We start from the raw sequence: 20,499 nt of genomic DNA on the forward strand, positions 1-20,499 counted from the left end.
TCATCGACGTCGATCGGCGTGGACAATCAGAACCGCGTGCGCAGCCCCACGGTCGCGACCACCTGCGTCGCGGTCGACGACGCCCCGCCCGCCGTATCGATGAACGCCACGTAGCGATGTCCCGCAACGTGCTGATAGATCCCTTCGAAGTACACGTCGGTGCGCTTCGAGAACGAGTAGACCAGTTGCGCGTCGGCCTGCTGCCATTTCGGATCGCTGCCGTAGGTGCTGCTGTCCGACACGTGACCATCCGTGTAGACGTAAGCGAGGCCAAGCTTCAGATGGTTCGCGAGCGGATATTGGCCATTGAGTTCGTAGTTGTCGAAGCGGACGTCGCCGCCCGCCGAGCCGAACGCCGTGCTGCCTTCGAACTGGCTGTGCGAGTACACGAAGGCCAGCGACGCGCCGCCCGACGCGTAACGGATCGCGCCCGCCGCCACGCGCTGCACGGCCGCCGACAACGTGAAGCCGCCCACGCCATTCGCCGCCGATTCGCTGACGTCGACCGCGCCCGTGCTCGTGCTGCCCGCGCGATCGATCTGCAAATAACCCGCGCCCACGCTCAACGGACCGTGCGTATAGCGCGCGCCCGCGCTCCACGCACGATTCGCGCTGAAGTCGGTGTCGTTGGAAAATGCGTAGAGACCGCCGAATTGCAGGCCTGCGAAATTCGGGCTCGCGTATTTGACGGCGTTGCTGAAGCGCAGCGTGTCGGCGAGGTTGTCGTTGTCGAACGGATGCGCGAAGCTGGTCTTGCCGAACGATCCCGCTTCGGCCGAGAGCGGCGCGACATAATCGACGACCGAATCGTATTGACGGCCCACGGCGGCAAAGCCATAACGCTCGCTCGCGAGACCGGCCCACGCTTCGCGGCCGAACAGGCGATTATCCTGGCCGAGCTTGCCGTTCTGCACGTTGAAGCCGTTTTCGAGCACGAACAATGCGGTGACGCCGTCGCCGAGCGATTCGCGTCCGCGAAGGCCGAAGCGGCTGCCGTTGATGTTGCCGCTGGTGGCCTGGAACAGCGCGCCGCTATGGCCGGACTTGCTCACGTTGTTGGTGTACATGAGACCGGCGTCGATCATGCCGTACAACGTGACCGAGTTCTGTGCGAAGGCGTGCGATGAGAGCAGCGCGGCGGTCAATGCGCCGAGCCATGTTTTAGTTTTCAAGCGGAACCCCTAAAGCGTGTATCAAGCCTTGCGGTGTGCAAGGTCTGATCGATGCTAGGGAGGGGCTATCGCTTTTCTAACGCATCATTTAATCGAAGCTCTTTGCGCGCTTTTTGAATTGCATTTCACGCTGGAGGGAATGCGTTTTTCATGCGTGGAGCGCGAGATGGTCGATGCGAAAAACGCGTTTTGCGTCAGGCGTTTCCACGCGATGCGCGACGTTGAACAATGCGCCTGAAATGCGCGCATGAAAGCCGGATCACGCGCACTATTCAGCTTTTATAAAGTGAGTTTTCCGCTTTTTATGTGGCGCGATGACGACGGCTTCGCCGTCTCGCAACACCCGCTCAACATCTTCAGGCGCTCGCTTCCACCGCCACGCCGCCTACGCTGAGAAACGCATCGTCGGGACAAAATACATAGCCGTCGCGATAACGCGTCTGAATATATTGGCGGCCGCACGGCGACAAGCCCAGCAATTTACGCAGACGAAACACGATCACATCGAGACTACGCGCGTGCAATTGCGAATTGCGGTCGAGCTGGCTCAGAATGCGCTCGCGCGAAAGCGGACGCATGCGGTTCGCGGCGAACACCGTGAGCACCGCGAGCGCGAGCGGCGGCGCGGGAATACGCGAGCCGTTCTTGAACAGCTGATTGTCGATGGCGTCGAGTTCGAAGCCGTCGAATTCGTAGCGCGCCTTTTTCGGCGGCGCGTCGGGCAGGTCGATCTTGCAGCGCAGCGCGTGGCGCATGCGCGCAAGCAGTTCGCGCGGATCGAACGGATCGACGAGGTAATCGTTGGCGCCCAGTTCGAACGCCAGCACCTTGTCGGCCACATCGCCGCTTTCGCTCACAATGATCACGGGCACCGAATGTCCGCATTCGCGCAGGCTGCGCAGCGCGGCGATGCCGTTGACGTCGCGCGTGTCGTGGCGCATCAGGATCAGCGAGGGCATCTCGCGCGCGAGGCGCTGCTCCAGCCCCTTGGTGCCGTACAGCACCGACATGGTGATCTGCTGGCGTTGCAGATAGCCGCGCAGGTTGTCGCGGTAAGCCTCATCGGGCTCCACTACCAGCACATGAATGTCCATCGATCCGTCCCCCACTAGGTCAAGCTGAAAGCAACTGAAGCATCACGCGCTGGGACCCAGCAGCCGCGATTCGACGGGGTGGATCATACGGAACAAAAGTGCAGGAAAAAGATGGGAAATCTGGAGAAAATGTGAATTCGCACCGGCAATGCGGTCCTGACCGTACGCTTCGTGGAAAATAGCGGCTATTAAACCGAATACACCGATTAGATCTCACACCGCCATTCCACCGGATAACCGTCGGCTTTGCCGATCCGTCCCCGTTGGGCCACTCATGAAAGCCAGTATCACTTCCAAACTCTTTCTCGCGATTCTTTCGGCCTGCGTGCTGGTCGCGGTGGCCATGGGCGTCGCGGTCCGCACGAGTTTCGAATTCGGTTTCATCGACTTCCTTCAGGAGCAAAGCGCCGCCGACCAGGCCTCGCTCGTGAACGAACTGCAATCCGGTTATGCCGAGCACGGCAACTGGGATTTCGCGAGCGAGAAGTACGCGCACCAGCGGCCGTTCGACGACGGGCCGCCGCCCGGCGAGCCGCCCGGCCAGGGTGGACCCGGCGGTCCCGGCGGCCCGGGCGGTCCGGGTGATCAGAATGGCTCGCATGCGCCCGACGGCCCGCCGCCCGGCGGCTTTCGGGGCGACGGCGGCAAGAACGCGCCGCCCGGCGGCCCGGATTTCGACGACCACATGCGCCCGCACCGCCCGCCGTTCGTGCTCTACGACCAGCACATGAAGGCGATCGTGAGCGAAGGCCCGCCGCCGCCGCCCGACGCCGACCGCCAGGCGCTCAAAGTCAACGGACAAACCGTCGGCTGGCTCGCCGTGGCGAGCCCGATCTCGCTCATCAACCAGGCCGAGAAGCGCTTCAAGAACCGCCAGCTTCAGGCGACGTGGATCATCGTGGGCTTCACCGCGCTGCTGTCCGCGGCCGTCTCGATCGTGCTCGCGCGCACGCTGCTCACGCCGGTCAAGCGCATCGTCACGGCCACGCACCGGCTCGCGGGCGGCGACTACGCCACGCGCGTGCCCGCCAAGGGCAGCGACGAATTGCAGATGCTCGCCAACGACTTCAACCGGCTCGCGGCTTCGCTCGAAAAAGCCGAGGGCAACCGGCGCGACTTCATCGCCGACGTCTCGCACGAATTGCGCACGCCGCTCTCGGTGCTGCGCGGCGAACTCGAAGCGATCGAGGACGGCGTGCGCCGCCCCGACGCGGCCACCATCGCCTCGCTGCAAGCCGAAGTCGCCATGCTCAGCCAGTTGATCGACGACCTCTACGAACTCTCGCTCGCCGACATCGGCCAGCTCTCGTTCGAAACCGTGCCGCTCGATCTCGTGCCGATCGTGGAGGCCTCGTGCGACGCGTTCCGCGAACGCCTCGCGGCCAAGCAGATCGCGCTCGAATTCGTTCCCGGTCCCGGCCACGCCACGCTCGCGGGCGACCCGTACCGTCTCACGCAACTCTGGAAAAACCTGCTGGAAAACGCGCTGCGTTATACGAATGCCGGCGGCCGCGTGGTCGTCGCGATCCACGCCGACGACCAGCACGTGAGCGTCGACTTCCAGGATTCGTTCCCGCCCGTGCCCGCCCCGCTGCTGCCGCATCTGTTCGACCGCTTCTTCCGCGTCGACCCTTCGCGCAGCCGGCAAAGCGGCGGCGCGGGCCTCGGTCTCGCGCTCTGCAAACGCATCGTCGAAACCCACGGCGGAACCATCGAGGCGTCGCGCTCGCCGATCGGCGGCCTGCGCGTCCTCGTCCAACTTCCTCGCCTGTACACACAATGATTGAACCGACTACACGGCCTTCCGTCCTGATCGTCGAAGACGAACCGAAGCTCGCGGCGCTGCTCGCCGACTATCTGGCCAAGGAAGATTTCGCGACCCACGTCCTCGCGGATGGCCGCGCCGTCGTGCCCTGGGTGCGCGAGCATGCGCCCTCGATGGTGCTGCTCGACCTGATGCTGCCGGGCCGCAGCGGCCTCGAAGTGTGCCGCGAATTGCGCACGTTCTCGCCGGTGCCAGTGATGATCATCACGGCGCGCGTGGATGAAATCGACCGTCTGCTGGGCCTCGAACTGGGCGCCGACGATTACGTCTGCAAGCCGTTCAGCCCGCGCGAAGTGGTGGCGCGCGTGAAGGCGATCCTGCGCCGCGCCGAGTTGTTCGCGCGCGCGCAGCAGGAAGAGGCGGGCGAGATGCCGTCGCCGTTTTCGATCGACGTGACGCACCACGCGGCGCGGCTCGACGGCAAGGACCTGCATCTCACGCCGATCGAATTCCGTCTGCTCGCGCTGCTGCACGCGGGCGCGGGCCGCATCTACGCGCGCGATTATCTGCTGCGCGCGCTCTACGACGATCATCGCGTGGTCGCCGACCGCACGATCGACTCGCACGTGAAGAATCTGCGCCGCAAGATCCAGGGCATCCGTCCCGATCAGGACATGGTGCGCTCGATCTACGGCGTGGGGTATCGGCTCGAACTGGTGCCGGTGAACGATTGATGTGCGCCTGATGCGTGCCTGATGTGCGCCTGATGGATGATTGATGCATCCGCATCAATCAAGCACATCACATCGATGACGCCTCGCTTTTCGCCATGCGCGCGAACGCGGACAGCACACGCGCACACGTCAGCGACTCGCGCCAGAAGCGCTCCTTGAGGCGGCCCGTCGGCACCCATTGCCACGGCAGCACGATATGCGCATTGCCCCACGCGGGACGCCAGCGCTGCGCGACCGCGCGGCGGCGGAACAGGCTCAGCGTGGGAATGCCGAGGTTGGCCGCGAGATGCCCCATGCCCGAATCGTTGCCGATAAACCAGCCGCTCTCGTAGACCCAGGCCGCCAGGTCGTTCAGATTCGCGAAGGTATGGACCGCGAAGCGGCCGAGCAGCGGCTCGCTCCAGCGGTTCAATTCGTCGGGCGACATCACGAAGGCGACGTCGTAACCCTGGCGTTCGAGACGGCGCGCGAGGCGCAGGAAACGGCGCGGCAGCCAGCGCTTGTCGAGCGTGCTCGCCTCGGGATGAATCACCACGCGGCGCACGTGGCCGCGATGCTGCAAGCCGGGCAGCGGCACGATGCCGTTGTGCGTGCCGACGTCGTGCACGCCGAATTCGCGTTCGCAGAACTCGGCGAAACGCTGCAACATCGGACGGTTCAGCGGGTCTTCCGTGAGCGCCTCGACATAGCGCACGCGCGGATGCAGCGCGTCGACATTGGGCACCGGCTGATGCGCGTGCATCTGCAACACCACGTCCCACGCTTCGAGCACGCCGGGCAATTGTCTGGCATCGGGCAGCGGGCGGATGTCGACATCGGGAAACCAGTCGCGCAGCGAATGCGCGGCGCGTCCGAACACCGCGACCTCGATGCCGTGCCGTTGCAGATTGCGCACGATCACCATCAGCAACAGCGTGTCGCCGAGCGCGTGCGAGGCGAGCACGGCCACGCGGCGGGGGGTTTGCGGCAAGGCGTTCATGCGAGAGTCGCCGAGCGCGGGAGAAGGGATCACGGCCGCGTGAGAGGCCGGCTGCAAAACTCGCATCGCAATTCCAGTCGGAGCGGCCCCGTCGGCGGCTGACTGACCGCCGAAACCCGCCCCGCAGAGTTAGAAGAACGGGCGCGAGCTTAGCTCGACGAAATCTTCCATCGGTTACATGAAAGTTACAGCGGATGACACTGAAAGGAACCGCTCGTCGCGCGGCCCGGCGCACCGCGGGACGAATGCGACGGCGCGCGATCCACGATTTGCCATTCGCGAACCGTACAGGCAGCTTACTGAAATATGCATTAAGAGAACGCACGCCCGTCGTAACCTGGACGCGCGCGCGATCGTCTATCGTGGCGCCATTGAATCACGCAGGTTGCCCGCGATGTCCCATTCCCTTTTCTCGAACCGCGAGCGCGTCATGCCGCGCGCCGCGCAAACGGCGGGAGCACGCACGCATGGCTGAAGACATCACGGCGGTCGTGCGCAAGATCAGTTCAGCCGACCTGAGCGCGGACGGCGAATTCCTGCTGATTCACGACGGCAACGCCACGGCCGCGCTGCATCGCTCCGTGTTCAACGACCTGCTGGTCGCGCTGCCCAATGCGATGGAAAAGATCCAGCGCATCGAGAAGACGCCCGCGCCGTCGTTCACCGTCATGCACGCGCGCGGCTGTGAGATCGGCCGGCTCGACGGCACGCGTCACCTCGTCATCCGCTTCCGTCTGTCGATGACGGCCGGCCTGTCGTTCGCGGTGCCGTGCGAGCAGATTCCCGGCATCGTCGAAGCGCTCGAAAGCGCCGCCGATCACGAAGCCGCGCTGTCCTCGCGCCCGACGTGGCTGCAATGAGCGCGCCGCGAAGCTGAACGCGATCAGCCAGCCGCCCCGCGCTGGCAGCAACGCCCCGAGGCATGGGCCGGCGCGCGAGCGCCGCGCGCGTGCCCCGGATGCTCCTCACTTCCCTCGTTATCTCGCCCGCCTTGATCCGTGACGTAATGCGCGGCTTTCGCCTGAAGCCCCTGATTTCCCTGCTGATCGCCGTGCCTGGATTCGCGCCGCCCCACGCCCTCGCGCAACTCTCGGGCGCAGCGGCGCAGCCTGCGGCGCTCGGCGACGACTGGGCCTTGCGCGTCGATCCGCAATTGCAGGAGCACCCGCTGCAAGGTGGCCAGAAAGGCGCGACCGATGCGCTCGGCGATTCGATGACGAGCACCACCAACACCGACTTCACGCTGCACGGCAACGCCGAATTGCGCCGCTACGAATCGGTCCTGAAAGGCGACGCGATCCATTACTTTCAGGACACCGACACCGCCGACGCCTATGGTCACGTGGACATCACGCAAAGCGGCGTGAGCTTCTTCGGCCCGTATGCGCACATGGTGGTGGAAGCGGAGCAAGGCTATATCAGCACGCCGCGCTACCGCTTCGTGGTGAACGGCGGCTGGGGTTCGGCCACGCGCGCGGACCTCATCGACAACGAGCGCGCCGTGCTGCACAACGGCACCTATACGACCTGCCAGTGCGACGGCGAACCCGCATGGTATTTGCGCGCCTCGCAGTTCGACATGGACAGCGGCAGCGACACCGGCGTCGCGCGCAACGCCGTGCTCGTGTTCCAGGGATTGCCGATCTTCGCGAGCCCGTGGCTCTCGTTCCCGCTGTCGAGCGACCGCCGCAGCGGTCTGCTGCCGCCGACGTTCTCGTTCAATTCGTCGGGCGGCTTCGACCTGACGATGCCGTTCTACGTCAATCTCGCGCCGAATTACGATCTCACGCTCACGCCGCGGATCATCAGCCGGCGCGGCGAATTGATGACGGCCGATTATCGCTACATGGGCAGCGATTACACCGGCGAAATCTCGGCGCTGCTGCTGCCGCACGACGCCCTAACGAACACGCAGCGTTACGACATTTCGATCAAGCACGACTGGAACATCGGCTCGGGATTCTCGGCGTATGTGAATTACAACCGCGTCTCCGATGCGAACGTCACCACCGATCTCGCCTCGTCGGGCCAGTATCTGCTCGGCTCGACCACGCTCTACGATCAGGAAGCCGGCCTGCGCTACGCGAACGGCCCGTGGTCCGTGCTGCTGCGCGAACAGCACTGGCAGCAGTATTCGGGCGACACGATCTATAACCGCGAGCCGCAGATCAACGTGAAGTACGCGCGCTACAACGTGGACGGTCTCGACTTCGGTGCGGAAGCCGACGCCTCGCGCTTCACGATGTCGAGCGGCGACGTCGCGCAGGGCAACCGCTTCGTTTTCAATCCCTACCTCGCGGCGCCCATCGTGCGGCCTTCGTGGTACATCACGCCGAAGGTGCAGTGGCACTTCGCGGCCTATGATCTTTCGTCGCTGGGCTCCAGCCCGATCGCCGGCCAGCCGCGCAATTTCTCGGTCAACGTGCCGACGCTCAGCCTCGACTCGGGCATGACCTTCGAGCGCAGCGTCACGCTGTTCGGCCGCTCGTATATCCAGACGCTCGAACCGCGCCTGTTCTACGTCTACACGCCGTACCGCAACCAGAATTTCGCGCCGCTGTTCGATACCGCCGAAAGCGACTTCGGCCTCGCGGAGATCTTCTCGACCAACAGCTTCGTCGGCAACGACCGCATCGCCGACGCCAATCGCATCACCGCCGCCATCACGACGCGTTTCATCGACCCGCAAACGGGCTCGGAAGCCGCGCGCTTCGTGCTCGCGCAGCAATACAACTTCACGACGCCGCGCGTGACGCTGCTGGCCGACGGCTCGACCACCGACCTCACGCGCACGGGCATCATCGAAGGCAGCTCGCTCAATATTGGCAGCGCGTTCAAGGCCGAGCAGGCGATCGAGTACAACGAGTCGAAGTCCTACCTCTCGCACACGAGCACGGGCTTTTCATGGGAGCCCGCGCCGGGCCAGGTCATCAACATGGCGTATCGCTACACGCGCGCCGATGCGTCCCTCGACAACGAGCCGGTCAGCCAGTTCATCATCTCGAGCCAGTGGCCGCTGACGCGCCACCTCTCCAGCGTCGCGCGCGTGAATTACGACATGCATGTGCATCGTCTGATCGCGGGCATGCTGGGCTTTCAGTACAGCGCGGACTGCTGGTCGCTCGGCATCGCGTTCGAGAAATACACCAACGAAACCAGTTCGACGACGGTGCCGAGCACCGGCAGCCGCGTGATGATGCAGCTCGAACTGCGCGGTCTCTCGAAGGTCGACAACGGCATGCTGAATCAGTTCAAGGAAGGCGTGCCGGGCTACACGCCGTCCTCGAACAACATCACGCCGCTTTCACGATTCACGGACTACCAGTAAGCGCGCTTCACGCTCGATCGATTACTGGTAGAACACGTAGGTCGCGAGATAGGGCGAGCTGCCCGACTCGTGCTCGCTCGTGCACGGCGCAGGCGGCTTCGCGCCGCCGACCGTGTTGATGCGCTGCACGTAACGCACCGGGGCGAGCAGGCCCGGCGCGCCGGTCGAATGCGTTTGCAGCAGCAGTTGCGGCACGCTGCCCAGCGTCGCGCTCGGCTGCTGCGCCACCACTTTGCCTTCGATGCGGCTGCCGTCCGGCGCCGCCCATGACGGCCCCGCCGCATGCTCGATCACGGCCGCGCCATGCGCGTCGTAGAGCTTCGCGCGCGGCTGCTGGAAGGTCCAGCCGAGCGTGTGATCCGCGCCGTATTCGCAGGTGTAGATCTGCACGCCCGACGCGGTGGTGCTCAATATCTTTTGCGCGCCTGGGGCGTCGATGGACTCCGCGAACGCAGACGTTGCGGCGAGCGCCGCGAGCGCGCCCACCATGCAAACGCTCCGCTTCACGCGTAACAGACGAATCATGCCGATGCTCCTCGTGTGGGTCAGGCTGCACAGTGTGCACCCTGAACGCAGAACACGCATGCTTCATCGGCTATTCCGCGCTTGCTTTGCGTGTTTTTCCGCGCGCTTTCCTTCGATTCGCTTTCGGCAAAAAAACGAATCACACTGCGCCCGCCGGCTCGACCGGCGGAATGCAAAAACGGAACACGGTGCCGTTCGCGCCCGTGCGCACGAGTTCGATCTCGCCGCCATGTGCCTCGACGATCGACTTGCAGATCGACAGGCCCATGCCCATGCCCGACTTCTTCGAGGTCACCAGCGAATCGAATACCGTGGCGGTCAGATCGCCCGGAATGCCCGGTCCGCTATCGGCCACCACCACGTGCAAGGTGCCGCCCTCATCGACTGACGTATCGATCTCGATCGCGCGCGGCCGCCCGCTCACGGCGCGCAGCGCTTCCAGCGCATTCATGACGAGATTGATCACCACCTGCTGAATCAGCGTGCGGTCGGCCACGATGTCGAGACGCGTGTCGTAATTGCCGCGCACCGCGATCTGGTGATCGGCGAGTTGATCGCTGAGCAGGCGCAGCACTTCGCGAATCGCGTCATTGATATCGGTGAGTTCCGATTTCGGATGCGACTGCTTCACCATCGCGCGCACGCTCGCAACGATATCGACGGCGCGCTGCGTATCGAGCGCGATCTGTTCGAGCATCGAATTCGCTTCGTCGATATCGGGCGCCTCGCGATTCAACCAGCGGATCGCCGCGCGCGAACACGCACTGACCGCGCTGATCGGCTGACTGATTTCGTGCACGATATACGCGGCCAATTCGCCGATCACCGACAAACGCCCCGCGCGTTCGAGCTTGCCCTGCGCCTCGCGCAAATGCCGTTCGACCGCCACGCGTTTCTGATGCTCGGACTCCACCTTGTGATAGAGCTTGGCGTTCTCCAATGAAATTGCCGCCTGCGACGACAGCATTTCCAGAATGCGCAAACGCGCCGACGTAAAGACATCGGCGATCAGGCGATTCTCCAGATACAGCAGCCCCGAAAGCGAGCCTTGCTTGACGAGCGGCACGCACATCGCCGAGCGCGGCCGATACGCGCGAATATAGGCGTCGCGGCCGAAATTCTGATCCTCGATCGCATTGCCGAGCACGACCGGCTCGCAGGTGCGCTGTGTCCAGTACGCGATCGACATCGGAACGCTGTCGGCCGACGCGCTCTCGCGTTCGATTTCCACCGTCACCGCGCCATCGGTATACGTGGCGCGCGCGACGACATCGAGTTGTCCTTCTTCGATCAGGCACAGCGTCGCGCGATCGGCGCCCGCGTATTGCAGCGCCGTATCGAGCAGCACGTTGATCAGTTTCGCGAGCGACATTTCACTCGACAAGGCCTGCGTCGCTTTCAAGACGACTTGCGTATCGAACGCGCGCACATTCGCGCCTTGCGCGGCGGCCCAATCGAATTGTTTCGGCGCGGCGCTCGCGAGTCCCTGATTCGGAAATTCGCTTTCGAGCGCGCGCAATTTGGTGTCCGCGCCCAGACACGCCCACGCGCTCCACGCCTGATGCAGATAGCCTTGCGACGCCGCGTGCCAATGTTGCTGCGCCGAAAAACGCGCGGCCAGTTCGCGCGAGAGCGCCTGCAATTGCAGCATGCGCGCGTGATCGGCGAGACGAATCGCTTCCTCGTAATCGCTTTGTGCGAGACGCGGATCGTCGCCGACCGACGCGAGTTCCGCGCGCACGAGCGTGGCGCGGCTCAGGAAATTCTCCGGGCTTTGCGCACACCAGCGCTCCAGCGTCGCGAGACGCGCGCGCGCCATCTGCAGATGCGTCTCGCGTTCGCTGCCTTGTGCGCGGCGGCTCAGCGCCACGCGCAGCAACGCGCTATAAAACACGAAGTCCGGCATTTCGAGGAACGAGCGCGACGCCCACGCCGTGGCGTCGGCGGCCTGTTCGGCCTGCAACGCGGTCGGCCAGTCGGCGAACAGATACGCGACCTGCAAGCGATACGTCCAGAACGAAAACGCCGCGATATCGCGGTGCACGCGTCCGGTCAGGCAATCGTCGAGCACGTGTTCGAAATCGCGGCTCGGCGCGCCGAGACCAATATCGATCGGCAAGCCGCGCAGCGCCTGCACCACCCAGGCCTGCGCGATAAACGCGTCGATCACCAGCGCGAAACCGGCCTGGCGCGCGAGCGGCAAACCTTCTTCCACCACTTTCTGCACGTCCGAAAGCGGCGCGCCGCAAAACAGATAATTGGTGACGAGATGGCGCCGCGAATAAATCAGATACGTGACGTCGCCGAGCCGCGCCGTGAGCGCGATCGACGCCTCGATATGCTCGCGCGCGCGCGTCGCGGAACCGGTCCACGGCAAGCTCATCGCGCCATAGCACATCTGCACGCGGCCCTGAAATTTCGTCAGCGCGCGTTCGGCGGGCAGGCGCATCGCGAGCGCCGCGAAGCGGCGCACCGTGTCGTAATCGCCATAACGTTCGCCGACGATCTGGCTCAGGCCGACATACGCATAGCAGGACGCATCGCAGTGGCCGTGTTCGAGGCTCAACGTGCTCATGCGCAGCATCATCAGATCGGCGAGACGCTGGCTCAGAAATTTCGCGGCAGGCGCGAGATCGGTAAGCACGTCCATGGCGATATAGATGCGGCGATCGCTCATCAATGGCACCGCGGCGAGTTCATCGACGCTGCGATTGCCGTCGAGTGCCTTGAAGCGCGCGAATTCGCGATCGATATCGGCATCGGTCGGCGTGCGCGCGAGCACGATGCCCGCTTCGTCGCGCACATATTGCAGGCCGATATCGAGCGCGGTCGCCGATTCGTCGATCGTCACGTGCATCGCCACGCGCAAACGCGCCAGCTCCGCGCGCAGATCGAGCGGCAGCAGCGCGCTATTCACGGCGGCGAGCCGGCGCGCCGCCGCCGCGACTTCCATGCAGAGAAACTCGCATTCGCCGAGCCGCAGCGCAATCAGCGCGTCGAGCGGTTCGCCTGCCGCGCTGCCTTGCGCGAAGCCCTGGGCCACCGCCAGATAAACCATCGCCGACGCATAAGCGGTCGCGCCAATGGCGCGCTGCGCGGCATCGAGATTCAGGCGCGCGCATCGCTCGCGTTCCTCGGGCGCCACCACGAGCCGCGCCGCGAGATTCAACTGATTCGCGACCACGAATAAACTGCTCGACGACGCGAGATAATTCGTGCAATCGAATAAACGGCGGCCAATTGCCAAATGGCCCGCCTCGCGTTCTTCGAGACTCATGCCGTAATACACGGCGTCGCGAATGCGGTCGTGCGCGAAGGTGTAAAGATCTTCGTCGAGAATAATCAGCGCGGCGTCCATTGCGAGCCGCAGCGACACTTCGAGACGCGCGGGATCGCTGCCCACAGCGTCGGCGAGCATTTTCAGCGGCACCGGTTTGGCGATCAGCGCAACCGAGCGCAAGACAGCTTGTGTCGACGGCGCGAGCGCGGCGATTTTTTCGGTCAGCAGTTCCATCAGGCTCGACGAACTCGCGCGCTCGGCAATGCCCGCCACGCTCGACTGCCATTCGCCCCGCGCTTCGTTGAATTCGAGCACGCTGTCGTCGACGAGCGAACGCACGAACTGAATCGCAAACAGCGGATTGCCGCCCGTATAAGCGCCGATCAGATCGACGGATTCGCGCAACTGCTGCACGTGGCCCGTCAGCATCGCCTCGATCAATTGTTCGAGATCGTCGCTCGATAAAGGTTCGAGCGCGACCCGATGCGAATGCGCGCCATCGCGCAGCGCCTGCACGAGCCGGTTGTCCGTGCGAATTTCGTTATCGCGCAGCGCGGCGATAAACAGCACGCGCTCGCTGCCGCTTTGACCGATCAGATGCGTGAGCACTTCGAGCGTGTCGCGATCGGCCCATTGCAGATCGTCGAGAAACAGCACGAGCGCCTTACCCGGTTCGGTGAACGCGCGCATCAGCTTCGACATCGCGTCGAGAAAGCGCGGCTTTTCCGCGTGCGCCGACACCGCGCGCTGGTGTTCGGACTGGCCGAGCACGCGCGCGAGTTCCGGGAAGACCGCGGTGACGATCGAGGCGTCGTCGGCGAGCGCGTCGCGCAGGCGGCGCTGCACGCGCTCGAACTCGGCGGGCGCATAGCCGAGCACGTGGCGCAGCAGCGAATGCAGGGCGCGCGCGATGCTCGCATAAGGCGCAGCGCCATCGGCCTGTTCGCACTTGCCGGTTGCGAACTCGTGCCCCGCGCCCGCGAGACGCTTGCGCACGTGCTGCACGAGCGCGGTCTTGCCGATGCCCGCCGGACCTTCCACGAGCATCAGCGGCGGGCCGCCTTCGAGCGCGGCATCGCGCGCGGCGGCGAGCAACTGTTCGATTTCGCGGCGACGGCCATAGAGCGAATCGGGCACGCCCAGCGACGGCCGGATCTTCAACTGTCGCGTGAAGGCGTGCGCGCGCGTCGTGCCCTCGTCGGCGTCGAGCAAGTCCTTCGCAAGATGCGCGGCGGACTGATAACGTTGCGCGGGCTCCTTTTCGAGCAGCCGCTGCACGATCGCCTTGAGCTTGTCGGGAATCCGCGCGTGCGTGTCCGCCGACTGGCCGCCTTCGAACGGCCGCCGCGTGAGATGCGCGTGCATCGCCTCGGACGCCGTGAGATTCGGAAACGGCACCTCGCCGGTCAGCATGCGATGAAAAATGCAGCCCAGCGAATAAAGATCCGAGCGCGCGTCCACGACGCGGTCGATGCGCCCCGTGGCTTCCGGCGCCGCGTAATCGAGCACGTCTTTTTCGATCTCGGGCGCGGTCTCGCTGCCTGAGAAGCCGGTCAGCCAGGCACGGTCGCCGGCGGCGTCGAGCATGATGCTCGCGGGCCGCAACGCGCCGTGCACGAGCCCGGCGAGATGCGCGAGGCCCAAGGACTGCGTCATGCTCACGGCGCGCCGGATAAAGGCGGCGACCGGCATCGCGGCGTGGCACGCCTCGCTGAGCATCTGGCCGCCCGGATCGTACAGCAACAGCGCGGGCGCCTGATTGTGCACGACGAACTGAATCGGATGGAGCGCGAAGTCGGGATCGAGACTCGCGCGAATGCCATACTCGTAGCGCAGACGAACGAGCGCGGCCACCGGGTCGGGCGCAGACGGCACGGCGGCCAGCACCGACTCTTCCGGCGTGACGATGCGATACAGCCGCGGCGCGCCGTCCTGAATCAGTACGAATCGCGCACGGGACCAGTCCGCGGCGGATTCGGGAATGACATTGACCATTTATCCTCTGCGCCTTGTGCCGGATAGCCTTTTGCCGGATATCGTCCGGGCCTTATTCTCATTCGTCTCGTCATGGCGATGTACGCAAACTTCCGCGCACGCTCAAGCGATAAACGCCATGCAAATGGCGTATCTTACCCTTGGCTTACGCATAAAGAGAAATCACGCAACACGTGAATATCGAATAAAGCCGGAATGGCGGCGCGCCATTACCCGCATTACGCCGTTTATTTCATAGATTAACCGCCTCGTGTATCGGCAATATGTCCGCTTTATGTCGCGCGCCCAATCGGGCATAGGCCATAAAGCGCTGATTTAAATAAAAAAGCGCGGTAGCGCCATCACTGGCCTACCGCGCTTTTGACTGGCCGCGCCATTGCACCGGCGCGACCTGTGAAGCGAAGACTTACGCTTCGAGTTGTTCGAGCACCTTGCCCTTCGTCTCGATGCCGAGGAAATGCACCGCCACCGCCGCGAGCAGCGGCACGGCCGCGAGAATATAGAACGCGACGTCGAGATTGCCGCCGATCATCGTCTTCGACACGATGGTGGGCGCGAAGATCGCCGCGATCTTCAGCCACGCGCCGCCCACGCCGCAACCGAGCGCGCGGATGCTGGTGGGATACAACTCCGGCGTGTACACGTAGGCCGTGATGAAGCCGCTCGCGAGCAGGCCGAGCGCCAGTGCGCAGAACGTCGCCACCACATAGACCGACATCGCGTGGCAGATCCCGGCCAGCGCCAGCGAGATGCCGCACAGCACGAACGAGACGTTGATGATGGGCTTGCGGCCCACCTTGTCCACCAGCAGCGCACACGTGAGCGAGCCCAGCACGCCGAGCACCGAAGCGGCCACCGCGAGATTGAGCGCCAGTTGCAGCGGCGCGTGGTAGACGCTGCGATAGATCGTCGGCAGCCAGGTCGAGAGACCGTATTGAATGAAGCCGCAGGTCATCCACAGCATCGCCACCGCGATCGTGCGCTTGCGGTACGCCGGGCCGAACAGATCCTTCACGCTGCGCTTCGGATGACGCTTGGCGAGCGCGTCGAATTCCGCCGCGTTCGTGACGGGCTCCAGCGGACCCTTCACGGTGCGCTCGAACGCGCTCACGGCGTGATCGGCGTCTTGCAGACGTTCGCGTTCGGCGAGCCAGCGCGGCGATTCCGGCACGAGCTTGCGCAGCACGAAGAACAGAATCAGCGGCATGCCGCCAATGAAGTACATCACTTGCCAGCCGAAGCGCGGCACGATCCACGCGCCCAGCGCATTCGACGCGAGCAGGCCGATCGGGAACACGATCTCGTAGAGGAGAACGAAGCGTCCACGGCCATGCGCGCGGCTGACCTCGTTGATATACGTTGCCGCCACGGGCAGTTCGCCGCCCAGCCCGAAGCCCTGAATCACGCGCAGCGCCGCGAACACCGCGAAGCTCGGCGCGAACCCGCAGGCAATACTGGTCACGCCGATGATGCCCGAACTCCAGGCAATCGCGCGCACGCGGCCATGACGCTCCGCGAGCCACGGAAACAGGAACGCGCCGAACAACTGGCCGACCGAACCCGAGGCGATCAGAAAGCCGATTTCCCACGGCGTGAGGTGCCACTTCTGGATCAGGATCGGCAGCGTCGCGGCGATGGCGATCACGTCGAAGCCGTCGAAGAACGTGGCGAGGCCGATCAGGATCCGCGCGCGCACCTGCATGGCGTTGGCCGGCATGCGTTCGAGCCGCGCGATGATCGAACCGCGCGTGATGGACTCGCCGACCGCGGCGCCGCCGCGATGACCGAGGGTGTTGTCGAGGGTTCTCATGCCTGTGATCCCATCCCGTATGTGAGGTCCGTTGTGTAGTGCCGAGCGCGTCAGGCGAGAGCCTTGCTGGTGTCGACGAGCGCCGCGACGTCCACCGCGCGGCCCTGGTTCATCCACTTGCGTGCGAGCTTGAGGTCGCGCGCCGAGTTGATCGCGATGACGCCGCGCAGATGGCCGTCCTCGACGAAGAACAGCGTCGCGCGTTTTTCCGCGAGATTGCCGCGCAGCACGGGCGCGATGCCCGGCGGCAGGTCGCCCAGAATCTGCAGGTTCACGTCGTACTGGTCGGACCAGAACCACGGAATTTCCGCATACGGCTCCTTCACGCCCAGCACGGCCTTCGCCGCCGCAATCGCCTGGTTCTGCGCGTTGGCCCACGACTCCAGACGCACGCGGCGCTTGAGCCACGCATTAGGATGATTCGCCACGTCGCCGCACGCGAATACATCGGAATCCGAACTTTGCCCGAATTCGTCGACGACAATGCCGTCCTGCACCGCGATGCCCGCCGCTTCCGCGATTGCCGTATGCGGTGCGAGGCCGATGCCCGCGACCGCGAAGTCGGCGTCGAGCGTGCTGCCGTCCGCGAAGGTCGCGCGCACGCCGCCTTCGGCGTTGTCTTCGAGCGAGACGAGCGCCGCGTTCAGGCGCACATCCACGCCGTTCGCGCGATGCAGGTCGAGCAGGAAGTCCGACACCTCATTCGGCAGCGAACGCGCGCACAGACGCGGCGCGCCTTCGATCACCGTGGCCGCGACGCCGAGCTTGCGCGCCGTGGCCGCCACTTCGAGGCCGATCCAGCCGCCGCCCACCACCAGCACGCGCTGGCTGCGACGCAGGCGTTCGCCCAGCGCCATCGCTTCGTCGAGCGTGCGCAGATAGGTCACGTGCGCGCTCTTTGCGACGCTCGCGGGCAGCTTGCGCGCCGCGCCGCCCGTGGCGATCACGAGCTTGTCGTATTTCACCGTGCGGCCCGAGCGCGTGGTGACCGTGTGCGCCGCGCGATCGATCGCGTTCGCACAGTCGGGTTGCCACGCTTCGATATCGAGCGCCGCGAATTCGTCGGGCTTCGCGATACGCACCGTTTCGATATCGGCTTCGCCCGCGAGCACCGCTTTCGAGAGCGGCGGACGCTCGTAGGGCAGATGCGTTTCGTCGGCGATCATCACGAGACGGCCCGCGAAGCCTTCCTTGCGCAGCGTCTTGACGACCCAGCCCGCAGCCTGGCCGCCGCCGATCACGACGACGGTGCGCGGCGAAGCGTGTTCGCCGGATTCGATCGCGTCGCTCATGGCTTACGCTCCGTCATGAACTTGCCCTTCGGCGCTTCGGCGTTCTTCTGGCGGCGCGTATTGCCGTCGAGACCGCCGTCGATCGCCCATTCGGCGAACACCGTCGGGCCCGGTTCGAATTCGCGCGGCTGCCATTCGGGCGTGAGCATGTCTTCGTCGGCGTAATACTCGATCAGGCCGCCGGCCGGATTCTTGAAGTACCAGAAGTACGCCGACGACACCGGATGACGGCCCGGGCCGAGCTGCGTGGTCCAGCCGCAGCGGCTGATATGCAGACCGCCGCCGAACACTTCGTGAATGTCGCGCACCGTGAACGCCACGTGATTCAAACCCTTCTTGCCGTCGGGCAGCGCGAGCAGGAACAGGTCGTGGTGACCGCCGTGCGGCGCGCAGCGCATGAACGCGCCGCGATTCGGATAACGGTCCGAGGTCTCGAAGCCGAGCAGCTCGTGATAAAAGGCTTCCTGTTGCGCGAGGCAATTCGTGAAGAACACCACGTGGCCCACTTCCACCGGCTCCGCGCGTTCGTAGATCGGCGAGGGCGTGTCCACGCGCAGCGTCTGGCCCCAGACGTTCGACGGCGAACCCGTCACGTCGAGTTCGCGCTTGCGCGTCACTTCCACGCGAATCGCCATGCCCGCAGGGTCGAAACAGCCGACGCCGCGTTCATCGCTGTAATAGCCGGGCTGGCCCTTGAGGCGTTCGCGCAGCGCGTCGAGTTCTTCGCGCGTCGCCACGCCCCACACCACTTCGCGCAGCGTCGGGCCTTCCTCGAAGGCGGCGGGCAGCGACGCGTCGTTCGCGTCCACGGCTAGCACGGTGCAGCCGTTGAGCGTTTCGAAGCGCGCGCGCGTTTCGTCGTGTGCGGTTTCCTTCAGGCCCCAGTCCGCGAAAAAGCGGCGGCAGGTGGCGAGATCCGTCACGCCGTAGGTAATCTGTTCGATGCCGAGAATCGTCATGTTCATTGCTCCGTTGCGCGCGCTCAGGCGTTGGCCCAGGGCAGCGGCGCGTCATTCAAGCCCCAGTACAGGCTCTTTTGCTGCATGTATTCGCGAATGCCGAGCCGCCCTTTTTCGCGGCCCATGCCGCTTTCCTTCCAGCCCGAGAACGGCGTGGAAATCGAAAACAGCTTGTACGTATTGATCCAGACAGTGCCCGCCTCGATCTTGCGCGCGACGCGCCACGCGCGCTTGTAGTCGCGCGTCCAGATGCCGGCGGCGAGACCGAACACGCTGTCGTTGGCTTCTTCGATGAGCGCCGCTTCGTCGTCGAAGGGCATCGCCACCAGCACCGGCCCGAAGATTTCTTCCTGGCAGATGCGCGCGCGATTGGTCAGACCTTCGAGAATCGTCGGCTGATAGAAGCAGCCCTGCTCGCGGCCCTCGCCCACCGGACGCTCGCCGCCGCACAGCAGACGGCCGCCTTCCTCCAGCCCGATCGCCACGTAACGCTCGACCGATTCGCGATGCTTCGGCGTGATCAGCGGACCCATCTGCGTCTTCTCGTTCGACGGATCGCCCACGCGCAATTCGCGCGCGGCCGACACGAGGCGCTTCATGAACGTGTCGTAGATCGAGCGCTGCACGAACAGGCGCGAACCCGCGATGCACGCCTCGCCCGACGAACTGAAGATTCCGTATAGCACGCCATTAATCGCGTGATCGATGTCGGCATCTTCGAACACGATGGTCGGCGATTTGCCGCCCAGTTCGAGCGAGACCGGCATGAGCTTGTCGGCGGCGATGCGCGCGATGCCGCGGCCCACTTCGGTGCCGCCCGTGAACGAGACCTTGCGCACGAGCGGATGGCGCACGAGCACGTCGCCGATCACCGAGCCCTTGCCCGGCAGCACGCTCAGGATGCCCTTCGGCACGCCCGCTTCCTCGCAGATGCGCGCGAGCGCGAGCGAGATCAGCGGCGTGACTTCGGCGGGCTTGAGCACCACCGCGTTACCGCCTGCGAGCGCGGGCGCGAGCTTCTGCGCGTCAGACGCGATCGGCGAATTCCACGGCGTGATCGCCGCGACCACGCCAATCGGTTCGTACACGCTCATCGTCAGATAGTCGCCGCGCGAAGGCGTGACTTCCTCATCGAGCGTTTCGAGGCAGGCCGCGAAATAGCGGAACGTATTCGCGGCGCTCGCCACCAGCACGCGCGTTTCGCCAATCGGCTTGCCGTTGTCGCGGCGCTGCAATTGCGCGAGCGCTTCGTGGCGCTGCATGATGAGGTCGGCGATGCGATAGAGCACGAGCGCGCGCAGATGCGGCTTCATGCCCGACCACGCGCCCTGCTTCCAGGCGGCGTGCGCTTTTTCGACGGCTTCGGCGGCGTCTTCGGCGCTCGCCGTCGAGACCTCCATGTTGAGCGACTGGTCGGCCGGATAAACGCTCGCGAAGGGCGCGGCGCGGCCCTGGCGCCATTCGCCGCCGACGAAAATGTCGCCGTTGGGAACGAGGCTCGTATCGAAGGGAGTCATGTCAGAGGTCTCTTTGTTTCATTGCCGGCGATACCTGTGCATTTGCACA

Annotated in this window: 13 protein-coding genes; 4 read left to right on the forward strand and 9 right to left on the reverse strand. The window is 64.8% G+C overall.

The features are described 5' to 3' along the window. Positions 1 to 26: 26 nt before the first annotated feature. Both LDO54_RS07500 and LDO54_RS07505 read right to left on the reverse strand, forming a co-directional pair. Positions 27 to 1,172, reverse strand: a complete 1,146-nt coding sequence (locus LDO54_RS07500; RefSeq protein WP_224008744.1) for a porin — start codon at positions 1,170 to 1,172, stop codon at positions 27 to 29. A 356-nt stretch (positions 1,173 to 1,528) separates the two neighbouring features. Continuing rightward, the gene (locus tag LDO54_RS07505; RefSeq protein ID WP_224008746.1) at positions 1,529 to 2,266 is read right to left on the reverse strand and encodes a response regulator; all 738 of its coding nucleotides are present in this window, start codon (positions 2,264 to 2,266) and stop codon (positions 1,529 to 1,531) included. 274 nt (positions 2,267 to 2,540) lie between these two features. Here LDO54_RS07505 and LDO54_RS07510 point away from each other — a divergent pair, with 274 nt between their 5' ends. Continuing rightward, the gene (locus LDO54_RS07510; RefSeq protein WP_224008748.1) at positions 2,541 to 4,049 is read left to right on the forward strand and encodes an ATP-binding protein; all 1,509 of its coding nucleotides are present in this window, start codon (positions 2,541 to 2,543) and stop codon (positions 4,047 to 4,049) included. Then, positions 4,046 to 4,765, forward strand: a complete 720-nt coding sequence (locus LDO54_RS07515) for a response regulator (protein WP_224008750.1) — start codon at positions 4,046 to 4,048, stop codon at positions 4,763 to 4,765. Before LDO54_RS07510 ends, LDO54_RS07515 begins: the two co-directional genes overlap by 4 nt. 67 nt (positions 4,766 to 4,832) lie before the next feature. Here LDO54_RS07515 and LDO54_RS07520 read toward each other — a convergent pair whose 3' ends face one another. Continuing rightward, on the reverse strand, positions 4,833 to 5,744 hold the full coding sequence (locus tag LDO54_RS07520; protein WP_224008752.1) for a glycosyltransferase family 9 protein: 912 nt from the start codon (positions 5,742 to 5,744) through the stop codon (positions 4,833 to 4,835). Between the two features lie 467 nt (positions 5,745 to 6,211). On the opposite strand from LDO54_RS07520, the gene LDO54_RS07525 reads away from it, so the two are divergent. Then, complete coding sequence (locus tag LDO54_RS07525) at positions 6,212 to 6,604, forward strand: hypothetical protein (RefSeq protein WP_224008754.1); 393 nt, start codon at positions 6,212 to 6,214, stop codon at positions 6,602 to 6,604. A gap of 146 nt (positions 6,605 to 6,750) precedes the next feature. Continuing rightward, entirely contained in the window at positions 6,751 to 9,072 is a 2,322-nt protein-coding gene (locus LDO54_RS07530; RefSeq protein WP_356789172.1) for an LPS-assembly protein LptD, read from the forward strand. A gap of 21 nt (positions 9,073 to 9,093) precedes the next feature. Here LDO54_RS07530 and LDO54_RS07535 read toward each other — a convergent pair whose 3' ends face one another. From LDO54_RS07535 to LDO54_RS07560, 6 genes are all read right to left on the reverse strand, one after another. Continuing rightward, a complete protein-coding gene (locus LDO54_RS07535; RefSeq protein WP_224008758.1) occupies positions 9,094 to 9,597 on the reverse strand; it encodes a DUF3455 domain-containing protein in 504 nt (167 codons plus the stop codon). Positions 9,598 to 9,736: 139 nt separating this feature from the next. Then, complete coding sequence (locus tag LDO54_RS07540) at positions 9,737 to 14,872, reverse strand: AAA family ATPase (RefSeq protein ID WP_224008783.1); 5,136 nt, start codon at positions 14,870 to 14,872, stop codon at positions 9,737 to 9,739. A 406-nt stretch (positions 14,873 to 15,278) separates the two neighbouring features. Continuing rightward, on the reverse strand, positions 15,279 to 16,682 hold the full coding sequence (locus LDO54_RS07545) for an MFS transporter (protein WP_224008785.1): 1,404 nt from the start codon (positions 16,680 to 16,682) through the stop codon (positions 15,279 to 15,281). Positions 16,683 to 16,732: 50 nt separating this feature from the next. Further along, positions 16,733 to 17,974, reverse strand: a complete 1,242-nt coding sequence (locus LDO54_RS07550) for an NAD(P)/FAD-dependent oxidoreductase (RefSeq protein WP_224008787.1) — start codon at positions 17,972 to 17,974, stop codon at positions 16,733 to 16,735. Next, entirely contained in the window at positions 17,971 to 18,933 is a 963-nt protein-coding gene (locus tag LDO54_RS07555; RefSeq protein ID WP_224008789.1) for a VOC family protein, read from the reverse strand. The genes LDO54_RS07550 and LDO54_RS07555 overlap by 4 nt, the downstream gene beginning before the upstream one ends. A gap of 23 nt (positions 18,934 to 18,956) precedes the next feature. After that, positions 18,957 to 20,450 (reverse strand): aldehyde dehydrogenase, encoded by a 1,494-nt coding sequence (locus LDO54_RS07560; RefSeq protein WP_224008791.1) that lies wholly within the window; start codon positions 20,448 to 20,450, stop codon positions 18,957 to 18,959. Positions 20,451 to 20,499 lie beyond the last annotated feature (49 nt).

The sequence above is a fragment of the Paraburkholderia tropica genome (assembly GCF_914484835.1).
Lineage (GTDB): Bacteria > Pseudomonadota > Gammaproteobacteria > Burkholderiales > Burkholderiaceae > Paraburkholderia > Paraburkholderia tropica_A.

Excerpts from the sequence above, each read along its gene's own strand:
- LDO54_RS07525 (WP_224008754.1), top strand. The coding sequence starts at position 6,212 with ATGGCTGAAGACATCACGGCGGTCGTGCGCAAGATCAGTTCAGCCGAC.
- LDO54_RS07535 (WP_224008758.1), bottom strand. The coding sequence starts at position 9,597 with ATGATTCGTCTGTTACGCGTGAAGCGGAGCGTTTGCATGGTGGGCGCG.
- LDO54_RS07550 (WP_224008787.1), bottom strand. The coding sequence starts at position 17,974 with ATGAGCGACGCGATCGAATCCGGCGAACACGCTTCGCCGCGCACCGTC.
- LDO54_RS07530 (WP_356789172.1), top strand. The coding sequence starts at position 6,751 with ATGCGCGGCTTTCGCCTGAAGCCCCTGATTTCCCTGCTGATCGCCGTG.
- LDO54_RS07540 (WP_224008783.1), bottom strand. The coding sequence starts at position 14,872 with ATGGTCAATGTCATTCCCGAATCCGCCGCGGACTGGTCCCGTGCGCGA.
- LDO54_RS07555 (WP_224008789.1), bottom strand. The coding sequence starts at position 18,933 with ATGACGATTCTCGGCATCGAACAGATTACCTACGGCGTGACGGATCTC.
- LDO54_RS07545 (WP_224008785.1), bottom strand. The coding sequence starts at position 16,682 with ATGAGAACCCTCGACAACACCCTCGGTCATCGCGGCGGCGCCGCGGTC.
- LDO54_RS07560 (WP_224008791.1), bottom strand. The coding sequence starts at position 20,450 with ATGACTCCCTTCGATACGAGCCTCGTTCCCAACGGCGACATTTTCGTC.
- LDO54_RS07515 (WP_224008750.1), top strand. The coding sequence starts at position 4,046 with ATGATTGAACCGACTACACGGCCTTCCGTCCTGATCGTCGAAGACGAA.
- LDO54_RS07505 (WP_224008746.1), bottom strand. The coding sequence starts at position 2,266 with ATGGACATTCATGTGCTGGTAGTGGAGCCCGATGAGGCTTACCGCGAC.
- LDO54_RS07520 (WP_224008752.1), bottom strand. The coding sequence starts at position 5,744 with ATGAACGCCTTGCCGCAAACCCCCCGCCGCGTGGCCGTGCTCGCCTCG.
- LDO54_RS07510 (WP_224008748.1), top strand. The coding sequence starts at position 2,541 with ATGAAAGCCAGTATCACTTCCAAACTCTTTCTCGCGATTCTTTCGGCC.